The sequence below is a fragment of the Streptomyces angustmyceticus genome (assembly GCF_019933235.1).
Taxonomy (GTDB): domain Bacteria; phylum Actinomycetota; class Actinomycetes; order Streptomycetales; family Streptomycetaceae; genus Streptomyces; species Streptomyces angustmyceticus.
The window spans coordinates 715,219-735,112 of the sequence record NZ_CP082945.1 but is presented as its reverse complement, the minus strand read 5'-3'; the positions used below and the strand labels follow the sequence as shown (position 1 = coordinate 735,112).

The following is a 19,894-nucleotide window of genomic DNA, read 5'->3' as shown; positions in this document are numbered from 1 at the left end:
AACCGGTGCGAGACGACCATTGCTTGACGAGATTTAGGGGCAGGTGGGAGTTCGGCATACGCTTGCTGTGCTTGTGCCTGTTACCTCTGACGCTCCTCACAGGACTACTTGATGCACGTCCTGCGGCCGCAACTGGCCTCCAGGAGAAGGGTATTGTCGCCCGTGGTCGTGTCGCGGAGCTGTGGACGACGGGCGGTCCCACGGTCAAGGCAGCTGCCGAGGCTGCCCTGTTGGGCACCGATGAGGACGTCCAAACGTTCCTCGACAGTGAGAAGGATTTCGCCGAGTTCACCGACTACAGCATCAGTGCGACACGGATTTTCACCACGGGCGGCGTGACCGTACGTGAGGCTGCCTCAAAGGCGCTGCGGTCCGGTTCGAAAGAGGATCTGCTCAAGTTCTTGAAGGATGGGTGGAAGGAACCGGCCGAGACGGACATGCGGATCCTTGCCACGCAGATCACCACCGCGGGGGGCCCTGAGGTCAACAAGGCTGGCCAGGCTGCGCTGCGGGGCTCGATCGAGGACGTCCGCAAGTTCCTTGAGCAGGAGCGGTTCCCAGCGCAGGAGACGGACGACCGGATCCGCGCCACGCAGATCATGTCGGCTGGCGGCCCGGCCACGAAGGAGGCCGCGAACGTCGCACTGCGGGGCTCCATCGAAGATGTCCGCGAGTTCCTCGCGGTGGGGCAGGACATCGCCCGTAACCGCGACCAGGAACGGGCCACGGTCTCCCAGCTGGCCGAACAGGCCAAGCAAGCTGGCGAAGAGGCCAAGCAGCAGACTGAGGCCGCCAAGAGTGCTTCTGAGCGTGCTGTTCGGGCGGCCCAGGACGCGAAGGACCTGGCAGACCAGGCCAAGGCAGAGAGCGAGGCGGCCGGCGAGAGCGCCGCTAAGTCAGCCAAGACCGGGGTCAAAGCCGCCGCCGCGGCTCAAGGAGCGGCCCAAGCCGCGCAGGATGCCATTGGTGCGGCACAAGCCGCCAACCACGCAGCCCGGATGGCTGCGAACGCCGCGGCAAAGGCGGCTGCAGCGGCCTCCGCAGCCGCCGCAGCTGCTTCACGGGCCCGTGAAGCAGCTGCCAACGCAGCGACCGACGCCAGCACCGCTTCGGTTGCGCGTAAGGCTGCCGAGCAAGCCAACACCGCCGCAGCTGCCGCCGAGAAGTCAGAACAAGCCGCCGCGCAGGTGGAGATCGCCGCCCGAGCGGCCGGTGATGCGGCAAACGCAGCCTCCAGCGCCAGCAGCAATGCAGATGCTGCCGCCGATGCGGCTGATGAGGCCGGCCGTCATGCGGGCACGGCAAGTGCCGAGTTCGCCAAGGCCAAGCAGTGGGCGGCAACCGCCCGCAGCCAGGCCCGGGAATCACGCCGTGCAGCCCTCGCAGCACGCAACCTCGCCTACGAAGCCGCCGACGCTGCGAGGGACGCCCGGGCAGCGGCACGTGACGCTGCCAAGCACGCCAGAAATGCCGCGACCGCAGCGAAGCAGGCAGCAGATCATGCGGGTGAGGCAGCAACGGCTGCCAAGGAGTCCTCCGAACATGCCGATGCAGCCAAGGGGGCTGCTGACAAGGCAACTGAGGCGGTTGCCACCGCTAACAAGGTCCACAACATCGCGACCAAGGTCGAAGCCGAGGAGCTCAAGGCCCGAACCCAAGCCGGCATCACGCAGGCCAGGGCCGAGCAGCAGGCCCAGACGCTGGAGGAGGCAGAAGCAAAGAAACAGGCCAAGACTGCCCAGGAGCTCGACGACGAAGCCAGGCGCCTGGTCGCTGAAGCCGCCAAGCCTGATGCCGACGCCAAGGACGTGGTGGCAAAGGGCCGCAAGGCCGCTGTCCTGGCAATGAAGGTTCGCGGACCTTGGAGCCAGGCAGCCGCTAAGGCCGCACTGACAGGCTCCGACGACGCCGTTAAGGAGTACCTGCGCACCGGCTGGCAGCAGGCCGCAGAACAGGACGAGCGATCACGAGCCCAGAACCTCGCCATCAACAGCACTTACGAGAACGTTCGCAAGGCGGCCGACGAGGCACTCAAGGGCGACGCAAAGCAGATCACAGAGTTCCTCCGCACCGGCGCGGATGAGGCCGCACAGACCGACTACGGCATCCTCGTCACCCGGATCGCCGGCAGCGGGGGGACGGAGCTCAACAAAGCCGCCCAGGCAGCGTTGAGGGATGGCTCAGTCGCCAAGCTCCGCGAATTCTTAAGCGAGGGCCAGTACGCTGCCCAGGAACTCGATGAACGGATCCGCGCCACCCAGCTGGCAGGTAGCGGCGGTGACGAGACCAAGGCAGCGGCCCGGATCGCTCTCGAAGGAACATCCGAGGCCCTGCATGATTTCATCCAAGTCGGGCAATATGCGACCGCGCGCCGGGACCATCTCACCGCCATCCACGTCGCCATAGTCCAGCAACTCATCGCTGAAGCCGCCGGAACGGCCGCCACCGCGCAAAAGAACGCAGCGGAAGCAAGGGTCGTCGCGGCCAAGGCCAACAACGCCGCAGCTGACGCTGAAAAGTACAGCAAAGAGGCAACGCAGGCGGCCGGCCAGGCGAACGAATACGCCAAGCAAGCCAGCAAGCACGCAACGGAAGCCGAAGAATCGGCAGCCGCCGCCGCAAAGTCCGCACGCACCGCCGACGCGGCAGCCAACGCAGCCGAACGCGATGCCGACAAGGCCGAATACGAGGCATCACGCGCCTCCGTCTCCGCCATGCAAGCGAACGCCTCCGCCAACTCCGCCTACACTGCTGCGAACGCAGCACGCGCCTCAGCAGAATCCGCCGGCAAGGACGCAGCGGCCGCCGCTACGGCTTACAAGCAAACCCTCGCCACCTACGTCACTAAGAAGCGCGAAGAAGAAGAGGCTCGCCGCCAGGAGGAGGAACGGCGCCGCAAGGCAGAACAGGCCCTTTCGGAAGTGGAGCGGCAGCAGCTCCAGTTCCTGCGGGAAGCGCTCGTCGCAGCCTGGAAGGATGGGCAAGGCCCCAAGCCGGATGCCATCGACCTCGGATTCCAATGGCTGTTCGGCACCGGAAACAAGGTGGACTTCTTCACCGCCGGAGACGAGTTCACCGAGCAAATCCGCAATGATCATTCGATGGACTACGTCCGCGCAGAGATCGTCACGAAGATCCGGAACGGCGGTCCGGACGAATCCGTTGGCGGTTATAGCGTCATGAAGCTTGAGAGCTGGCCTCGACTGCTATCGGACGCCACGGATGTACTCTCGCTCGGCGGGACAGGAACAGCCAAGAACTGGGCCTCCGGCGGGAAGTTCGGCACCTCAACCGCCACCTTCATTGGTTCATACGGCTATAAATTCAAGGTCATCTCGCGAGACTCTGAGACAGGGAAAGCCAAGATAGGTATCCAGATCGATAACGACACCACTATCACCTCCTTTACTCACCTGCCGGGGCCCGCCAAGAAGTATATTGAGAAATATGTCGGTAACCCACTCACCGGTATTGCGGATGCGTTCGATCTTCCGCTCAGAACAAAGCATCAGACCGTTTATTGGGAAGAAGAGGTGAACTTGCGATGAAAAAAGTCATCATGATTTCCGTGCTCTGCGTCGTACTGGCGCTCGCCGGTGGAGGGTTTCTCCTCTACTGCGTTATTGACTCGGGGTTCTTCACTGGTGCCTCCGCAAAGCGGAGCGAACTGATAGGTACCTGGTCCGGACCCCGGGGGGCACGGGTAACCCTGCATGAAGACGGCACGGCCGAGGCGGTAAAGATTCCAGGTGGCTTGGTCGGTGAGACACCCGTAGGTTCCATCACCGGCGAGGGTACATGGACCCTACCGAAGAGGCCCACCTCCTCGGCGGATCAGCAGATCATTCTCGGTCTCAAGACGGGTCCAAAGATCCGCGCGCTCATAGATGACCTTTACGTCATGGGTAAGGGAGCCAAGGACGGAATCTACATCCAAACCTCGGAGGATTCACCGAACAGATTCGTTTTCAAGAAGTCTCCCTAGCGTATGTCGTTGCCGTCGCCTTCAGCTGACGCCATGCACGGCAATGGCCAGCGTTTTCGTGCTGGACATAGGTGACGCAAAGGAAATCGTGAAATACTAGGCTTCGATCTTGCAATAGGGTATGCCAGCCTAATGACGGCCCCTCGTTGACCTCAATCAAGAAGCATGGAATTTCGGGTTTCTGGCAGGGCGCCACCTGCGAAAAGCTGGGTTGGCACCGGGGAACGACTGTCCGAACTGCGGTGTCCTGAGGTAATCGAAGCAACGCAGAACCGCCCCGGCCTCAACGGCCGGGGCGATTCTTTGGTTGGTCAGAGGGGAGCTCGGAAGGGGTTGACCTTCCCGAGCGGTTCCGGGCGCTCCGGTTCGGGCGTTCGATTCGCTGGGCGGTATGCGTCCGAGCCTGACCACAGTTGACCCTCATGGGCTGGGAGGGCTGGGGCACCGTCCCCTCTGGCCACGACGCCGTGAACTTGTACCTGCACTCCCAGCCGCTAGGCACCTACCTACGGACGAAGAACAAGGACCGCAAGGGCTTAGCTGAAGGTTCACTTGATGCGTAAGCGCTGTCCCTTATCGCGTTGCGGCGCAACCTGTAGTTACGGCTGGACGCGCCGACGGGAGCACCGGGATTTAGGGTGCCGTCCGCGACTTAATACTCAGCTCACGTCACGGGCTTGTCGGCAATCAAGCTCTTCAGACCTCGAAGAACGAGCACGTCGAGCGTGCCACCAACTCCAGATTGTGTGCCCCACCAGAGCGAACGCAACAGCCACTGCGATGAATCGAACGGCATTCCAGGTATTTGTGACAATCAAACCTTGCCCACGCGACTCCCCGGCCAAGCGCATAGAGGTCTCGTAAAAGGCTACGAGCGGAATAAGCAGCCGAAAGAAGAGGCCGCCGATGCCTGGCACTCGCGCGACGTTACCCAGGAGTCCAAGAGGCGCCCCGAATACAAACGCCAGCACTCCCCATACCCCAATTTTGAAACCTGAACCCGAGGCGCCGGCTTGCAATCCGACCGAAGTGGCGGCAAGAATCGAATCCTTAAATAGGTAGTAAGTAACCACCCCGATAGCCAGTCCAAGAGGTGCAAGAATGACGGATTCAATTTTGGATTGGCGGAGATGGCCCACCAGAAATGCGTAGCAGGCCCATGACCACCCGCCGGAGAAAATGACATCCACGACTACACTGGCGGGACTATCCAATTTTCCAGCAAGAGGGCCTAGTAGGCCAAGCAGCAAACCAACCCCGAGTGGCGCTGTCAGCGACAAAGCGCGAGCGCCCGAAAAGCTTCCGATTTCTCTTCCCCGTCCAGTCTGAGCCCATGCGGAGACAGTGGACCCAGGGTCGCACGCTAGTCGACCCCGCCTGGCAGGAATCCACTCCGTAACGCGGGGGTCACATTCAAGCGTTATCGTAGTAGGCGTAGCAAGTGTACGCCAGGCCAATGGTTACATTGGTGTAGGAGACCTTGTTCTTCGGCACCCAGCCGCTTGAATAGTCGATGTTACGAACCCTCACTGTAGTCAGGTGGCCCGTATCTGCGATGTAGTTCGAATAGCACTTCTTCCCATTCGAACCAGCCGAATCCCACCCATAGCACCACGTGCCATGAGTGACTTCTTTGCAGGTATTTCCCAGCGGCCGGGCAGTCGAATCGTTGACTTCGATCCTTACCACACCCCACTCAGAGGGGTTACCCAGCTCCGCGGGCGGCTTCACCCCGTCACCGCGTGTGTGGATTACGGGCCGCCCGGCCGTGAGGCCGTCGGTGGCTGCAATCCCGGTATTGTCGGTGGCGGTTTCGCCCTGAAGGTTGTGTGCGGCTGCCGGGGTGGCAAAGCTGCAAACCGCGAGCGCCATGCTCGCAAAGCCAAAAGTTATCGCTCTTCCTATTTTCCTCACGATATCTCCCTGTTCGACCCCGTATGAGGTCTCGGGAGGGTCCTCTATGAAGGAATGATGGCAGTCAATCAGATTAAACTGCTTTGGCTGGTTCGTGGGCCCGACTTGGTGCGCACCGTCCATCTTTTACCCGAATTTAGCGCATTCATTTCGCCCTTCCCTCCAGCAGCCGCTGTGACAGGTGGCCTGATCTTTGCGCACCGATTCAAAGGCGGTGGATCCTGTTAATCCGTTTATCCGCGCCGGACCCATGCAAGGCGGTTGATGGAAAGAATGACTCCTTGCCGAAGTACGAGGCCTGGGCCATAGCGTCCTGCGCAGCGACCACCCCGTCGGCGCCCGCACCTTCGTCTGTCTGCTCTAACGCTCAGAAAATGGGAGGCAGTGCTGTACTGGTGGCGGGCCGTCACCTCGGCGGATGAGCGGAGTGCTCGCGCGGCAGGGACACCGCCCTGGCGCGTGCCCGGTCAGGATGGGGGCGTAGTTGTCGCGCCCGACGGCGACGGCTCGATCGCCGTTCGCCTCCACCCGTGTGACGGGCCCGGCGGGTGATGGTTCCGGTTCGCCTGGTCGCCGCAAGGGGCATTTCATGGGCGCGGGCTGTCGGGCTGGTCGCCGGTGGAGAGCGGTCCGGCGTTGTTCCCGCCGATGGCGATCGAGCGGGTTCCGGACGCGGTCACCGCGTCCGCCGGCGGTGCTGCGGGGGGCTGCGCTGCTGCGGATGTGGTGCAGACGGCCTTCTCCATCAGCCGCCATTTCTCCTCGTTGAAGCCTGGCCTTTCCCGCGCGGTGCGCAGGCGCTGGATATGCGCCTTGCAGTACGAGTGCTGGCGGCTCACCCCGTGGGAGGTAGCAGGACGCCACCAGGCATGGGCAGAGCCCGGCCAGGCCGACGACCCTCGGGTGTGCGAGGAAGTCCTCCAAGCACAACCCACCCAGCGCTGACCGACCCCGGCTGGGGCCGCCGGCCCCCCGGCAGCCCCAGCCGGGCAGTCCTCCGGCCCTACAGAACGCCTATTGAGATCACCTCTTAGAAGAACCCCAGCTTCTTCGCCGAATAGCTCACCAACAAGTTCTTCGTCTGCTGGTAGTGATCCAGCATCATCTTGTGGGTCTCCCTGCCGATGCCGGACTGCTTGTAGCCGCCGAAGGCGGCGTGGGCCGGGTAGGCGTGGTAGCAGTTGGTCCATACCCGGCCGGCCTGGATGGCGCGGCCCGCGCGGTAGGCGGTGGAGCCGTCGCGGGTCCAGACGCCGGCGCCGAGGCCGTAGAGCGTGTCGTTGGCGATGCCGATCGCGTCGTCGAAGTCGCTGAACGGGGCCACGGCGACCACGGGGCCGAAGATCTCCTCCTGGAAGACCCGCATCTCGTTGTTGCCCTCGAAGATGGTCGGGCGGACGTAGTAGCCCCCCTCCAGTTCGCCGCCGAGTTCGGCGCGGGAGCCGCCGGTCAGGATGCGGGCGCCCTCCTTCTGGCCGATGTCCAGGTAGGAGAGGATCTTCTCCAGCTGGTCGTTGGAGGCCTGGGCGCCGATCATGGTGTCGGTGTCCAGCGGGTGGCCCTGGACGATCTTCTCCGTGCGTGCCACGCCGGCCTCCAGGAAGTCCTGGTAGTGGCCGCGCTGGATCAGCGCCCGGGACGGACAGGTGCAGACCTCGCCCTGGTTGAGGGCGAACATGGTGAAGCCCTCCAGCGCCTTGTCGTGGAAGTCGTCGGCCGCGGCCGAGACGTCGTCGAAGAAGATATTGGGGCTCTTGCCGCCGAGTTCGAGCGTCACCGGCCGCAGGTGCTCGGAGGCGTACTGCATGATCAGGCGGCCGGTGGTGGTCTCGCCGGTGAAGGCGACCTTGGCGACGCGGGGGCTGGACGCCAGCGGCTTGCCGGCCTCGGCGCCGAAGCCGTTGACGATGTTGACCACGCCGGGCGGCAGCAGATCCGCGATCAGGCTCATCCAGTAGTGCACGGACACGGGCGTCTGCTCGGCCGGCTTGAGGACCACGGCGTTGCCCGCGGCCAGGGCCGGGGCGAGCTTCCAGGTCGCCATGAGGATGGGGAAGTTCCACGGGATGATCTGGGCGACGGCCCCGAGCGGCTCGTGGAAGTGGTACGCGACGGTGTCCTCGTCGATCTCCGACAGGGAGCCCTCCTGCGCGCGGATGGCGCCCGCGAAGTAGCGGAAGTGGTCGATGGCGAGCGGGATGTCGGCCGCCAGCGACTCCCGTACCGGCTTGCCGTTCTCCCAGCTCTCCGCGACCGCCAGGGCCTCCAGGTTCTGTTCCATCCGGTCGGCGATCTTGTTGAGGACGGCGGCGCGTTCGGCGGCGGCCGTACGGGCCCAGCCCGGCGCGGCCGCGTGTGCCGCGTCCAGGGCCCGCTCGACGTCCTCGGCGGTGCCCCGCGCGACCTCGGTGAACGGCTGCCCGTTGACCGGGGTCGGGTTCTCGAAGTACCGGCCCAGCGCGGGCGCCACGAACTCGCCGCCGATCCAGTGGTCGTAGCGGGGCAGGTAGCTCATGACGGCATCGGCGGAACCCGGGCTGGCGTAACGGGCCATGGTGCGGCCTCCCAATCGCTCTCGGCGCGGTGCCCGCCACTCCCGTGTGACGGGCGTTGTGCGCAGGCTAAGGCGGCGGAGGTTGCGTGAACGTTGCGACGCGCGCGGCGGCCGGCGCGTGCACCGTACGGGCGGACGCGCCGGGCAGGCCGTACGCCGCGCGCAGCCGGTCCGCGGTGGCCATCGGCGCGCTGCGGGCCGGGGAGCGCGCGGGGAGGGCGTCCACCAGGGCCTCCCAGACCTCCAGGTCGTCCTCGCCCCAGGGGGTGCGCGACCACTCCCGCAGCAGGCCGGGGTCGCGGGTGCCGAGCAGCGTACGCCGGAGCCGGTCCTCCAGCGCACCGCGCAGCCGCTGGACGCCGGGCGCCTCCGACAACGGCAGCAGCGGGCCGCGGTACGCGCCCACCGCGGTGTGCACCTCGCCGGCGTCCATGGCGTCCTCGACCGCGCACAGGTCGGTCTCGACGGGCCGGCTCAGCCGGTACGGACGGGAGTGGAGCAGTGTGCCGACGAGGTGGCGCAGCCGGGACAGCTCGGCCCGCAGCGTCACCGGTCGCATCTCGCGCTCGCCGTACAGCAGCACCGAGAGCTGATCGCCCGTCAGGCCGTCCGGGTGCCGGGCCAGCAGCACCATGATCTCGCTGTGCCGGCGGCCCAGGCGCAGCCGCTGTCCGTCCACCACCAGCAGCGCCTCGTCCCGGCCAAGAGCCGACAGGCACACCCCCAACTCCGGTGCGTCCGCGGCCAGGTGGGCTTCCGCCGCGCGGGCGGTGGCCTGGACGAGGGCCAGGCTGTGCGGGCTCGCCAGGTGGTCGCCGCCGGTGATGTCGACGGCGCCCAGCAGCCGCCCGGTCCGGGGGTCGTGCAGCGGGGCGGCGGCGCAGGTCCAGCGCTGCACCCGCCGGTTGTAGTGCTCGGCGGCGAAGATCTGTACGGCGTGATCGGCGGCGAGCGCGGTGCCCGGGGCATTGGTGCCGGCGTGCCGCTCGTCCCAGCGGGCGCCGACCACGAAGTTCATCCGCTCGGCACTGCGCCGCACCCCGCGGTGCCCCTCCACCCACAGCAGCCGCCCCTGCGGATCGCAGACGGCCAGCAGATGCGCCCCGTCCTGCGCGAAGCTGCCCAGCAGCTCACGGAAGACGGGCATCGCGCGGGCCAGCGGATGCCCGTCCCGGTAGGTGCCCAGGGCGGCCCCGTCCAGGTCGATGGGGGCCGCGCCGTCCGCCGCGGCCCGGGCGTCGGCGGAGCGGCGCCAGGAGTCGGCGACCACCTGGCGGACCGGTGGCGCGACGGTCCCGTCGGTCAGGAAGGCCGCATGGGCCCGGCGCACCGTGCGGGTGTGCTCCACCGGATCGGCGCCGGTCTCCATCGCCAGCCAAGGGTTGACCACGTGTCACCTCTTCAGATGCGGCTCCTGCTCCCGTACGGCCGATGGTGCTCGCCGGGGGCGGGGGCGTAAACCCCGTGGGCACGCGGGGTCACCCAGGGGCGCGCCGGGTCACCCACGGGTGTCACCGTGGCCCCTGTGTGCGCAGCCGCAACGGGAGCTGCGGCAACAGGAGCCGTCGCAAGGCGAGGGGCCCGCAGACGGACGGGCGGGAGGCCGCCGACCGCCTCCCGCCCGTCCCGCTCCGCGCCTGCCGGGGCCTACCTGATCGCCTTGATCAGCTCACCGCCTGTGGTGTCGCCGCTCAGCTCCCAGAAGAACGTGCCGCCCAGGCCCTGTGCGTCCTTGTAGGCCATCTTCGTGCCGATGGTCTCGGGGGTGTCGTAGCTCCACCACTGGTCACCGCACTTGGCGTACGCGGTGCCGCCCACCTTGCCGGTGGCCGGGCAGCGGCTCTTGAGCACCTTGTAGTCGTCGATGCCCGCCTCGTACTTGCCCGGGGCCGCGCCGGTCGCGGTGCCGCCCGGCGCGGCCTGGGTGACGCCCGACCAGCCGCGGCCGTAGAAGCCGATGCCCAGCAGCAGCTTGCCCGCCGGGACCCCGAGGCCCTTGAGCTTGGCGATGGTGTCGGTGCTGTTGAAGCCGGCCTTCGGGATGCCGCTGTACGACGTGAGCGGGGAGTGCGGCGCCGTCGGGCCCTTGGCGTCCCAGGCGCCGAAGTAGTCGTACGTCATCGGGTTGTACCAGTCGACGTACTGTGCCGCGCCCGCGTAGTCGGCCGCGTCCATCTTGCCGCCGGCCGAGGCGTCCGCGGTGATCGCCGCGGTCACCAGGCTGCTCCGGCCGAACGTCGACCGCAGCGCCCGCATCACCTTGGTGAACGCGTCCCGGCCGCTGGTGTCGCAGGTCAGGCCGCAGGCGTTGGGGTACTCCCAGTCGATGTCGATGCCGTCGAAGACGTCCGCCCAGCGCTTGTCCTCGACCAGGTCGTAGCAGGACCGGGCGAAGGCGTCGGGGTTCTTGGCGGCCTCGCCGAAGCCGCCCGACCAGGTCCAGCCGCCGAACGACCAGATCACCTTGAGGCCCGGGTGCAGCTTCTTGAGCTTGCGCAGCTGGTTGAAGTTGCCGCGCAGGGCCCCGTTGTCCCAGGTGTCCGCCTTGCCGTCGACGCTCTGGTCGGCGGTGTAGGCCTTGTCGTAGTCGGCGTAGGAGTCGCCGATGGCGCACTTGCCGCCCTGGACGTTGCCGAAGGCGTAGTTGATGTGGGTCAGCTTGGCGGCCGAGCCCGAGGTCTCGATGTTCTTGACGTGGTAATTGCGGTCGTAGACGCCCCAGTTGGTGAAGTATCCGACGACCTTGCCGCCCGACGCGGCGGGCTTCGCGGCAGGCGCGGCGGCCGTGGACGGGTGGTGCGCGGCGGGGGTGCCGGCCGGGTCGGCGGCCGCCGGTCCGGCGAGCAGGGTGCCGGCCAGGGCCGCCGTACACAGCGCGGTGGCGGCGGCGATCACCCTGCGGGGCGAGCGCATCCGGTGCGGTCTGAGCATGTCGTCTCCTCGGAGGGGGCGAGGGGTGGAGCCTGACCCGCGTTCCGAATTGGCATGAACGCGTTGAACGTTGAAGCAGAAGGTAGAAGGACTAGACCAGTGAGTCAATGGTTCGGACCAATTCGGCGGCCGGTCGACGCGCGGGCCGGATTCCCGCAGTCCGTGATGATCAACCCGTGACGCGGGGCCGCCGATCGGGCATACTCCTAGCGCCACCGCCGCAGGTCATCGCCTTCCGAGACCCGGAACGCGATCATCGGCCTGGCACGACGAAACCGGCGCCGCCGCCCACCCTGCGCGTGTCGCCGCAGCGCCCGACAGGGAGGAGAGCGCCGCCATGACCGAGTACGGCCCCCGGCCGGTGGACCGCAGGCTGCCCACGGAGGAAGCCCGCGACCTGTTGACCCTCGTCCGCGAGCTCGCCGAGCGCGAGATCAGGCCGACGGCCGCCGAGGAAGAGGACGCCGGCCGCTTCCCGCGCGAGATCTTTACGCTGCTGTCGGAATCCGGACTGCTCTCGCTGCCCTACGACGAGGAATTCGGCGGAGGCGGCCAGCCCTACGAGGTCTACCTCCAGGTCCTGGAGGAACTCGCCGCCGCCCGGCTCACCGTCGGCCTCGGCGCCAGCGTGCACACCCTCGCCTGCCACGCACTCGCCGGATACGGCACCAAGGAGCAGCGCGCCGAACACCTGCCGGACATGCTCGGCGGCGGACTCATCGGCGCCTACTGCCTCTCCGAGCCCTCCTCGGGCTCCGACGCCGCCTCCCTGACCACCCGGGCGACCCGCGAGGGCGACACCTGGCGGCTGGAGGGCACCAAGGCCTGGACCACCCACGGTGGCGTCGCCGACTTCTACACCGTGCTCGCCCGCACCGGTGGCAGCGGCGCCCATGGCATCACCGCCTTCCTGGTGCCCGGTGACGCCGAGGGCCTCAGCGCCGCGGCGCCCGAGCGCAAGATGGGCATGAAGGGGTCCCCGACGGCGCAGCTGCACTTCGACGCCGTCCGCGTCCCCGACTCCCGCCGCCTCGGGGACGAGGGGCAGGGCTTCGCCATCGCCCTGTCCGCCCTGGACTCCGGGCGCCTGGGCATCGCGGCCTGTGCCATCGGCGTCGCCCAGGCCGCGCTGGACGAGGCGCTCGCGTACACCGCCGAACGCCAGCAGTTCGGCCGTCCGATCGTCGACTTCCAGGGCCTGCGCTTCATGCTCGCCGACATGGCCACCCAGATCGAGGCGGGGCGCGCCCTCTACCTCACCGCGGCCCGGCTGCGCGACGCCGGTCTGCCGTTCTCCAAGGAAGCGGCGATGGCCAAGCTGTTCTGCACGGACACCGCGATGCGGGTGACCACCGACGCCGTCCAGCTCCTCGGCGGCTACGGCTACACCCTCGACTTCCCGGCCGAGCGCTATATGCGCGAGGCCAAGGTCCTGCAGATCGTCGAGGGCACCAACCAGATCCAGCGGATGGTCATCGCCCGCCACCTCGCGGGGCCCGAGACGCGCTGAGCGGGGGAGGGGCGGGCGAGGGCGGGAGCGAGGCGGACCGGAACGCTCCGGTCCGCAGCCGCCCGTCCGCCCTCAGCCGGCCAGCCCCTTGAGGCCGGTCGCCGTCCCGATCGCGACCACCAGCGTGCCGGGGGTGCGGGCGAACTCCCGTGCCACGGCGGACCCGACGGCGGACGACGGCTCCAGGGTCAGGCCCTCCGCCGCCAGCCTCCGCGTCTCCGCCGTGATCGTCTCGTCGTCCAGCGCGACGGCCGTGCCCGCGGCGCGCCACAGCGCGTCGAGCCCCTGCCAGCAGGGCCGTTCCTCCCCGAGGGAGAACGCCACCGTCGGCCGGGCGGCGATCCGCGTCCGCTCCTGGTCCGCGCGGTCCGTGCGGCGCAGCGCGGCGGTGAACGGCGCCGCGGCGGACGGCTCGGCGGCCACCAGCCGCGGCTCGCGGTCGATCAGCCCCGCGGCCGCCAACTCCCGGAAGCCACGGCCGATTCCGGCCAGCAGGTCCGCCCGGCTGGTGGGCACCACCACCGCGTCGAGCCGCCGCCCGGCGAAGTCCCGCGCCAGCTCGTAGGCGACCGACTTGTAGCCCTCGTTGGCGTACGGATTACCGCCAGGCGAAGGCGAGGAGTAGCTGGTCAGCGGGTACCAGCGGTGCTCCTCGACGGCGCGGGCCATCGCCGCGTTGCGGTCGGCGGTGCTGCCCGGGTGCACCCGGCGCTCGGCGCCCAGAGCGTCGATCTGGGCGCACAGTCCCGCCGGCACCTTCTCGTTGGTGAACACCACACAGCGCAGCCCGGCCCGTGCCGCGTACGCCGCGGCCGCCGCCCCCGCGTTGCCGGAGGAGGCGGCGGCCACGGTGCCGGCGCCGGCCGCCACCGCGGCGGCCACCCCGACGGCCATCGCCCGGTCCTTGTGGGAGCCGGTCGGGTTCCCACCCTCGTATTTCAGCCACACCTCCCCGACGTGTCGGCCGTCTTGGGCCCGACCGTCGGACCGGCCGTCGTGGGCCGGGGCCGGGTCCGTCCGCAGCCGGACGCACGGGGTGTCGCCCTCGCCCAGCGTGACCGGCGGCCCGGATACCGGCAGTGCCTGCGGCAGGCCCCACGGCCCGCCCGGATACGCCGCGAGATCCACACCGGCCAGATCCGCGAGCGGCGGCATCGTATTGACACCAATGCCCTCCGCGGCGCAGGTCCGGCACCCGGCGAAGCCCTCCGCGGCGCGGGCGCAGCGCAGGCAGTGCAGAGGAGGTCGTGAGGTCACCGTGGCTCCAGAGGTCGGTCGGGTGTCGACCCCGAAAGGTAACAGGTGAAGCAGTACTTTGGTCCCTACGGATTTCGCGGGTCTGGTCGTTCGTCTTGAGCTGACGTACCGTCAGCGACTTGAACTGACATACCGTCAACTCTCGTCGTAGGGGCCCGAACCCGGCTGCGCCCCACCGACCGCGCGCCCAGGAGGAGACCGTGCCCGACCGACCCGTCGCGCTCGACGAGTACCCCATCCACCAGGTCCCGCTGTCCATGCGGCATGTCGCCACCGGCGACCGCAACGCCTACGACCGGTGCATCTTCCACGTCATGGACCACGCCGGCCGCGCCCTGCTGATCGCAGGACTCGGCGTCTACCCCAACACCGGTGTCATCGACGCCTATGCCACCCTCCGCCTCGGCGACCGGCTGCACGCCGTACGGGCCTCCGACGCCCTCGGCGACGACCGCCTCGCGCTCACCGTCGGCCCCCTCACCATCACCGTCGAGGAGCCACTCGCCCGCCTGCGGCTGACCTGCGCCGCGGACCCCGGCGACCCGGACGGCCTGGCGTACGACCTGACCTGGACCGCGGCCTTCCCCGCCACCTGGGAGCCGCACCACACCCAGTACCGCGGCGACCGGCTGCTGCTCGACGGCCGGCGGTTCGTGCAGGCGGGCACCTGCACGGGCACCGTCCGCGCCGCCGGCCAGGAACTCGCCGTCACGGCGGGGGAGTGGACCGGAACCCGCGACCGCAGCTGGGGCGTCCGCCCGATCGCCGGGGAGGACGGCGGGCGGGCGGCCGAGGAGTTGCGGCCCGAGGGATTCCACTGGATCTGGTGCCCGGTGCGCTTCGACGACCGCTTCGTGATGGTCATCGTCCAGGAGGACGCCGACGGCCACCGCACCCTGAACGAGGCGACCATGGTCCGCGACGGCGCCCACGACACCCAACTCGGCTGGCCGCACACGGACATCCGTTACCGTCCCGGCACCCGCCACCCGGAGAGCGCCGTCATCCACCTCACCGACCCCGCCCGCACGCCCCTCGAACTCACCGCCGAGATCCTCACCTCCTCACCCCTCGCGGTGGGCGCCGGCTACCCGCCCGCGAGCGTCGAGGACTGGCAGCACGGCACCTGGCGGGGCCGCGGCTGGACCGACCGCCGCAGCTACGACCTCTCCGACCCGGCCGCCCACCCGCTCGCCGCCTACGGAGTCACCGACCACGCCGCCCGCTTCACCCTCGACGGCCGGACCGGCTACGGCATCTTCGAGCACGGCAGCTTCGGCCGGCACGACCCGAGCGGCTTCACCGGCTATGACTCCGTCGCGCCGGAGGCCGGACGGTGACCGGCACGCCCCGCCCCCGCACCACCACCCGCGACCCCGAGGACCTCACCCGCCGCCTCACCGCCTGGCTCGGCACCCGGCTGCCCGGCGCCCGCGCCGTCGCCGCGGCCGTGCCCGACACCAACGGCATGTCCAGCGAGACCCTGCTCTTCGACATCGCGCACCCACGACCGCCGGCCCCCGGGCTCCCGAGCGCCCGGAACCCCGTCTCCTGCGCGCTGCGCCTCGCCGCCGACCCCGCCGCCTACACCGTCTTCCCGCGCTACGACATGGCCCGGCAGTACCGCACCATGCGGCTGGTCGCCGACCACACCGACCTGCCCGTGCCCCGCGTCTTCTGGCTCGAAGAGGACCCGGCGCCGCTCGGCGCGCCGTTCTTCGTCATGGCCCGCGCCGCCGGCCGCGTCCCACCGGACGTCATGCCCTATACGTACGAGGGGAATTGGCTCCACGACGCCACCGACGCCGAACGCGACCGGCTGGAGGCCGCCAGCGTCTCCGTGCTCGCCCGGCTGCACGACCAAGTCCCGCCCGGCGCCGCCGACTTCCTCGCCCTCCCCGGCGCCGGAAGCGCGCTGCGGAGGCACGTCACGGACCAACAGGGCTACTACCAATGGGTCGTCGACGGCCGTCCCCGCTCACCGCTGATCGAGCGCGGCTTCGCCCGGCTGGCCGAGCTCTGGCCGCGGGACCCCGGGGATACCGTGCTGACCTGGGGCGACGCCAGGATCGGCAATATCGTCTACGACGGCTTCGAGCCGGCCGCGGTCCTCGACTGGGAGATGGCCGCCCTCGGCCCCCGCGAACTCGACCTGGGCTGGATGGTGTTCCTCCACCGCTTCTTCCAGGACCTCGCCGAGAGCGGCGGCCACCGGGGACTGCCCGGATTCCTGTGCCGCGACCGCGTCGAGAGCCGCTATGCCCGGCTCACCGGACACCCGCCCCGCGCCATGGAGTTCCACACCCTCTACGCGGCCCTGCGGCACGCCATCGTGATGCTGCGCGTGGCCTACCGCCGGGTCCACTTCGGCGAGATTCCGGCCCCGGCCGACGCCGATGCGCTGATCCTGCACCGGGACACCCTGGAGGCGATGATCGAGGGCCGTTACTGGTGAGGCCGGACGCCGGCCGTACGGGCGCCGGCCGGGGTGTTCAGGCGCGCGGGCGCATCCGCGGCACCCGGACCGGACGGGTGCCGGGCCCGCCGAGGTGCGAGAACGGCTGGCGGCGCCAGTCCAGGCTCTCCGGCAGCGTCAGCAGCACGGCCGCGTCCTGTTCCCGGGCGTCCAGGGTGTCGGCGGTCCGCGGAGCCTCCGACGCCGTCCGCCCGGAGCCCTGGCACACCGTCAGACCGAACGGGTCCCACGGCGAGGCGCACAGCGCGTGCTCCGGGAGCATGTCCTCGTCCGCCAGCAGCGCGATCGGCTGCAGGCAGTCGGGGCACGTCACGCGGTAGATCTCGTAGGTGTCGAACGAGTCGTCCGCGCCGTCGTCGCCGAAGCCGCCGGGATCGTCGCCCTCCTGGGCGCCGATGTGTGCGGCAGCGGAGTCCTGCTTCAGGCGTCGCATGATGTCCATCCCCCTCGGGTGGGCCGGTCGTACCGCTGACTTCCTGTGACGGGCGGCCCCGGCCACCAGCAGCAATTCCCTTCATGCCGCACGCATAATCGCGGGCACCCCCTCCGCACCGGATCACGCGTGTGGCATTGGTCACATGGACCGGCGCGGAGGTGTCCACGATCCGGCGCACGGTGCGCACACGCCCCCGCGCACAGTAGGTTGAACGGGTGGAGGAGTTGGACCGACAAATCGTGGATCTGCTCGTCAAGGACGGGCGGATGAGCTACACCGACCTGGGCAAGGCCACCGGCCTGTCCACCTCGGCGGTGCACCAGCGGGTGCGCCGCCTGGAGCAGCGCGGTGTCATCCGGGGCTATGCCGCCCTCGTCGACCCCGAAGCCGTGGGCCTGCCGCTCACCGCCTTCATCTCGGTCAAACCCTTCGACCCCAGCGCGCCGGACGACATCGCCGACCGCCTGGCCGAGGTCCCCGAGCTGGAGGCCTGCCACAGCGTCGCCGGCGACGAGAACTACATCCTCAAGGTCCGGGTCGCCACCCCGCTGGAGCTGGAGCACCTGCTCACCCGCATCCGCACCCTCGCGGGCGTCTCGACCCGCACCACGGTCGTGCTCTCCACTCCCTACGAGGCCCGCCCGCCGCGCATCTGACCGGCAACCGGCACCCCTGCGCGCGGCCGGCCCGTCCGCAGGGGCCAAACTGTCCGGTATGAGCGAGCACCTTTCCCACCAGGCCCGGCAGCACTCTTCCCGCCCGGCCCCGCCCCGCACCGTCCTGCTGCGCGGTGGTGAGGTGCACAGCCCCGCCGACCCCTTCGCCACCGCCATGGTCGTGGAGGGCGACCGCATCGCCTGGGTGGGCGAGGAAGGCGCGGCGGACTCCTTCGCCGAGGGTGTGGACGAGGTCGTCCAGCTCGACGGCGCACTCGTCACGCCGGCGTTCACGGACGCACATGTGCACACCACCGCGACCGGCCTGGCACTCACCGGCCTCGACCTGGTCGGGACCGGCACGCTCTCCGACGCGCTCGCCCGCATCCGTGCCTACGCGGACGCCCGCCCGGCGGACCGGATCCTGCTCGGCCACGGCTGGGACGCCGGCGTCTGGCCGGAGGGGCGGCCGCCCTCGCGCGCCGAGCTCGACGAGGCCACCGGCGGCCGGCCGCTCTACCTCACCCGGGTCGACGTGCACTCCGCCGTCGTGACCACGGCGCTGCTGGACCTGGTCCCCGGCATCCGCGACCGGGCGGGTTTCCACGACGGTGCCCCGCTGACCGGCGACGCCCACCACGCGGTGCGCCGGGCCGCGTACGCCACCGTCACCCCCGCCCAGCGCGCCGAGGCCCAGGCCGCCGCGCTCGCCCGCGCCGCCTCGCTCGGCATCGGCAGCATCCACGAGTGCGCGGGTCCGGACATCTCCGGCGAGGACGACTTCACGGGGCTGCTCGCCCTGGCCGGGGAAGGCGACGGGCCGCGCGTCGTCGGCTACTGGGCCGAGGCCGTCACCTCCGCAAAGGACGCGGAGCGCATCCGTGACCTCGGGGCCGTCGGTGCCGCGGGCGACCTGTTCGCCGACGGCTCCCTCGGCTCCCACACCGCCCATCTGCACGCCCCGTACGCCGACGCCGGCCACACCGGTGCCGCCCAGCTCGACGCCGCGGCCGTCGCCGCCCATGTCGCCGCCTGCACCGAGGCCGGGCTCCAGGCGGGCTTCCACGCCATCGGCGACGCCGCCCTGACCAGCGTCGTCGCCGGGGCCCGCGCCGCCGCCGAGCGCCTGGGCACGGCCCGCGTCCGGGCCGCCCGGCACCGCGTCGAGCACGCCGAGATGCTCACCGAGGACACCATCGCCGGCTTCGCCGACCTGGCCCTGACCGCCTCCGTCCAGCCTGCCTTCGACGCGGCCTGGGGCGGCGCGGAGGGCATGTACGCCGCCCGCCTGGGCGCGGAGCGGGCCGCCACCCTCAACCCGTACGCCGCGCTGCTCAAGGCCGGAGTCCCGCTCGCGCTCGGCTCCGACAGCCCGGTCACCCCGCTCGACCCCTGGGGCACCGTCCGCGCCGCCGTCTTCCACCGCACCCGCGCCCACGGCATCTCCGCCCGCGCCGCGTTCACCGCTCACACCCGCGGCGGCTGGCGCGCCATCGGCCGGGACGACGCGGGCGTCCTGGTGCCCGGCGCCCCGGCCGACTACGCGGTCTGGCGCACCGGCGACCTGATCGTCCAGGCCCCCGACGAGCGGGTGCAGCGCTGGTCGACCGACCCCCGCTCCGGCACCCCTGGCCTGCCCGATCTCACTCCCGGCAACGACCTGCCGGTCTGCCTGACCACGGTCGTCGGCGGGCGGACGGTCTTCGGGCCGCCGAACGAGTGACATCGCGCGGTCAGGTGCCGACGCGGGATCCGCTTGCCGCTCCTTGCCTCACTTGGGGGCGCTCGCGGCTGACCTGGGGCGACGCGAAAACGACGCAGGCAGAGCACCTGTTGACAGCAGACGGTCGGCGGCCGGTAGGTTCGGCCGAGTCCACCACAGGACGTCCGACCGGGAGACCTCCGCGCAGTCGTCGAACGCAGCTGGGCCATGGGGCGGTGCGCCACTGGGGCACACCGCCACTGGGAGCCAGGTCCAGCACCAGCGGCACGGGACAACGGAGTGTTTCGGCTGGATGGGGGTCCCTCCCTGCTCCGCGAGAGCCTGGGGGACGGTGCGACCCGGATGGGGCCCGGACGCTCAGTAGACAACGGCTTTCGGTCGACCCGCAGCCAGCGGGTCCCAGGTCGGCCCGAAGGGCACCGGGCCCCTATCCGCACCGCACATCACCGCAC

Annotated in this window: 15 protein-coding genes; 7 read left to right on the top strand and 8 right to left on the bottom strand. The window is 69.7% G+C overall.

What is annotated here, in order from left to right; genetic code table 11:
- Positions 1–5: 5 nt before the first annotated feature.
- Together K7396_RS03705 and K7396_RS03700 are read left to right on the top strand one after the other, a co-directional pair.
- On the top strand, positions 6–3,548 hold the full coding sequence (locus K7396_RS03705) for a hypothetical protein (RefSeq protein WP_086718454.1): 3,543 nt from the start codon (positions 6–8) through the stop codon (positions 3,546–3,548).
- Complete coding sequence (locus K7396_RS03700; protein WP_143589111.1) at positions 3,545–3,985, top strand: hypothetical protein; 441 nt, start codon at positions 3,545–3,547, stop codon at positions 3,983–3,985. Before K7396_RS03705 ends, K7396_RS03700 begins: the two co-directional genes overlap by 4 nt.
- A 659-nt stretch (positions 3,986–4,644) precedes the next feature.
- Here the strand turns inward: K7396_RS03700 and K7396_RS03695 are convergent.
- The 6 genes from K7396_RS03695 to K7396_RS03670 all read right to left on the bottom strand — a co-directional run bounded on the left by K7396_RS03695 (position 4,645) and on the right by K7396_RS03670 (position 11,384).
- Positions 4,645–5,175, bottom strand: a complete 531-nt coding sequence (locus K7396_RS03695; RefSeq protein WP_223659606.1) for a hypothetical protein — start codon at positions 5,173–5,175, stop codon at positions 4,645–4,647.
- Between the two features lie 223 nt (positions 5,176–5,398).
- Positions 5,399–6,022, bottom strand: a complete 624-nt coding sequence (locus K7396_RS03690; RefSeq protein ID WP_143589110.1) for a hypothetical protein — start codon at positions 6,020–6,022, stop codon at positions 5,399–5,401.
- A gap of 464 nt (positions 6,023–6,486) precedes the next feature.
- Positions 6,487–6,738: a hypothetical protein gene (locus K7396_RS03685; protein WP_143589109.1), complete on the bottom strand. Its 252-nt coding sequence runs from the start codon at positions 6,736–6,738 to the stop codon at positions 6,487–6,489.
- Between the two features lie 191 nt (positions 6,739–6,929).
- Positions 6,930–8,453, bottom strand: coding sequence for an acetaldehyde dehydrogenase ExaC (exaC, locus tag K7396_RS03680; RefSeq protein ID WP_086718453.1), 1,524 nt, complete (start codon positions 8,451–8,453; stop codon positions 6,930–6,932).
- A 67-nt stretch (positions 8,454–8,520) separates the two neighbouring features.
- Positions 8,521–9,843, bottom strand: coding sequence for a helix-turn-helix domain-containing protein (locus K7396_RS03675; protein WP_086718452.1), 1,323 nt, complete (start codon positions 9,841–9,843; stop codon positions 8,521–8,523).
- Positions 9,844–10,100: 257 nt separating this feature from the next.
- The gene (locus K7396_RS03670; protein WP_086718451.1) at positions 10,101–11,384 is read right to left on the bottom strand and encodes a glycoside hydrolase family 18 protein; all 1,284 of its coding nucleotides are present in this window, start codon (positions 11,382–11,384) and stop codon (positions 10,101–10,103) included.
- Positions 11,385–11,721: 337 nt separating this feature from the next.
- Here K7396_RS03670 and K7396_RS03665 point away from each other — a divergent pair, with 337 nt between their 5' ends.
- Positions 11,722–12,894, top strand: coding sequence for an acyl-CoA dehydrogenase family protein (locus K7396_RS03665; protein WP_086718450.1), 1,173 nt, complete (start codon positions 11,722–11,724; stop codon positions 12,892–12,894).
- A gap of 72 nt (positions 12,895–12,966) precedes the next feature.
- On the opposite strand, the gene K7396_RS03660 is transcribed toward K7396_RS03665, so the two are convergent.
- A complete protein-coding gene (locus K7396_RS03660) occupies positions 12,967–14,151 on the bottom strand; it encodes a pyridoxal-phosphate dependent enzyme (RefSeq protein ID WP_223659604.1) in 1,185 nt (394 codons plus the stop codon).
- 200 nt (positions 14,152–14,351) lie between these two features.
- Here K7396_RS03660 and K7396_RS03655 point away from each other — a divergent pair, with 200 nt between their 5' ends.
- A complete protein-coding gene (locus K7396_RS03655) occupies positions 14,352–15,491 on the top strand; it encodes a DUF7064 domain-containing protein (RefSeq protein ID WP_086718336.1) in 1,140 nt (379 codons plus the stop codon).
- Complete coding sequence (locus K7396_RS03650) at positions 15,488–16,606, top strand: phosphotransferase family protein (protein ID WP_086718335.1); 1,119 nt, start codon at positions 15,488–15,490, stop codon at positions 16,604–16,606. The genes K7396_RS03655 and K7396_RS03650 overlap by 4 nt, the downstream gene beginning before the upstream one ends.
- Positions 16,607–16,643: 37 nt before the next feature.
- Here K7396_RS03650 and K7396_RS03645 read toward each other — a convergent pair whose 3' ends face one another.
- A complete protein-coding gene (locus K7396_RS03645; protein WP_107421188.1) occupies positions 16,644–17,069 on the bottom strand; it encodes a hypothetical protein in 426 nt (141 codons plus the stop codon).
- Positions 17,070–17,278: 209 nt separating this feature from the next.
- Here K7396_RS03645 and K7396_RS03640 point away from each other — a divergent pair, with 209 nt between their 5' ends.
- Together K7396_RS03640 and K7396_RS03635 are read left to right on the top strand one after the other, a co-directional pair.
- The gene (locus K7396_RS03640; protein WP_086718334.1) at positions 17,279–17,719 is read left to right on the top strand and encodes an Lrp/AsnC family transcriptional regulator; all 441 of its coding nucleotides are present in this window, start codon (positions 17,279–17,281) and stop codon (positions 17,717–17,719) included.
- A 58-nt stretch (positions 17,720–17,777) separates the two neighbouring features.
- Positions 17,778–19,442: an amidohydrolase gene (locus tag K7396_RS03635; protein ID WP_086718333.1), complete on the top strand. Its 1,665-nt coding sequence runs from the start codon at positions 17,778–17,780 to the stop codon at positions 19,440–19,442.
- Positions 19,443–19,894 lie beyond the last annotated feature (452 nt).

Coding starts and splice junctions, on each gene's coding strand:
- K7396_RS03645 (WP_107421188.1), bottom strand. CDS start 17,069: ATGGACATCATGCGACGCCTGAAGCAGGACTCCGCTGCCGCACACATC.
- K7396_RS03690 (WP_143589110.1), bottom strand. CDS start 6,022: ATGGACGGTGCGCACCAAGTCGGGCCCACGAACCAGCCAAAGCAGTTT.
- exaC (WP_086718453.1), bottom strand. CDS start 8,453: ATGGCCCGTTACGCCAGCCCGGGTTCCGCCGATGCCGTCATGAGCTAC.
- K7396_RS03665 (WP_086718450.1), top strand. CDS start 11,722: ATGACCGAGTACGGCCCCCGGCCGGTGGACCGCAGGCTGCCCACGGAG.
- K7396_RS03635 (WP_086718333.1), top strand. CDS start 17,778: ATGAGCGAGCACCTTTCCCACCAGGCCCGGCAGCACTCTTCCCGCCCG.
- K7396_RS03700 (WP_143589111.1), top strand. CDS start 3,545: ATGAAAAAAGTCATCATGATTTCCGTGCTCTGCGTCGTACTGGCGCTC.
- K7396_RS03670 (WP_086718451.1), bottom strand. CDS start 11,384: ATGCTCAGACCGCACCGGATGCGCTCGCCCCGCAGGGTGATCGCCGCC.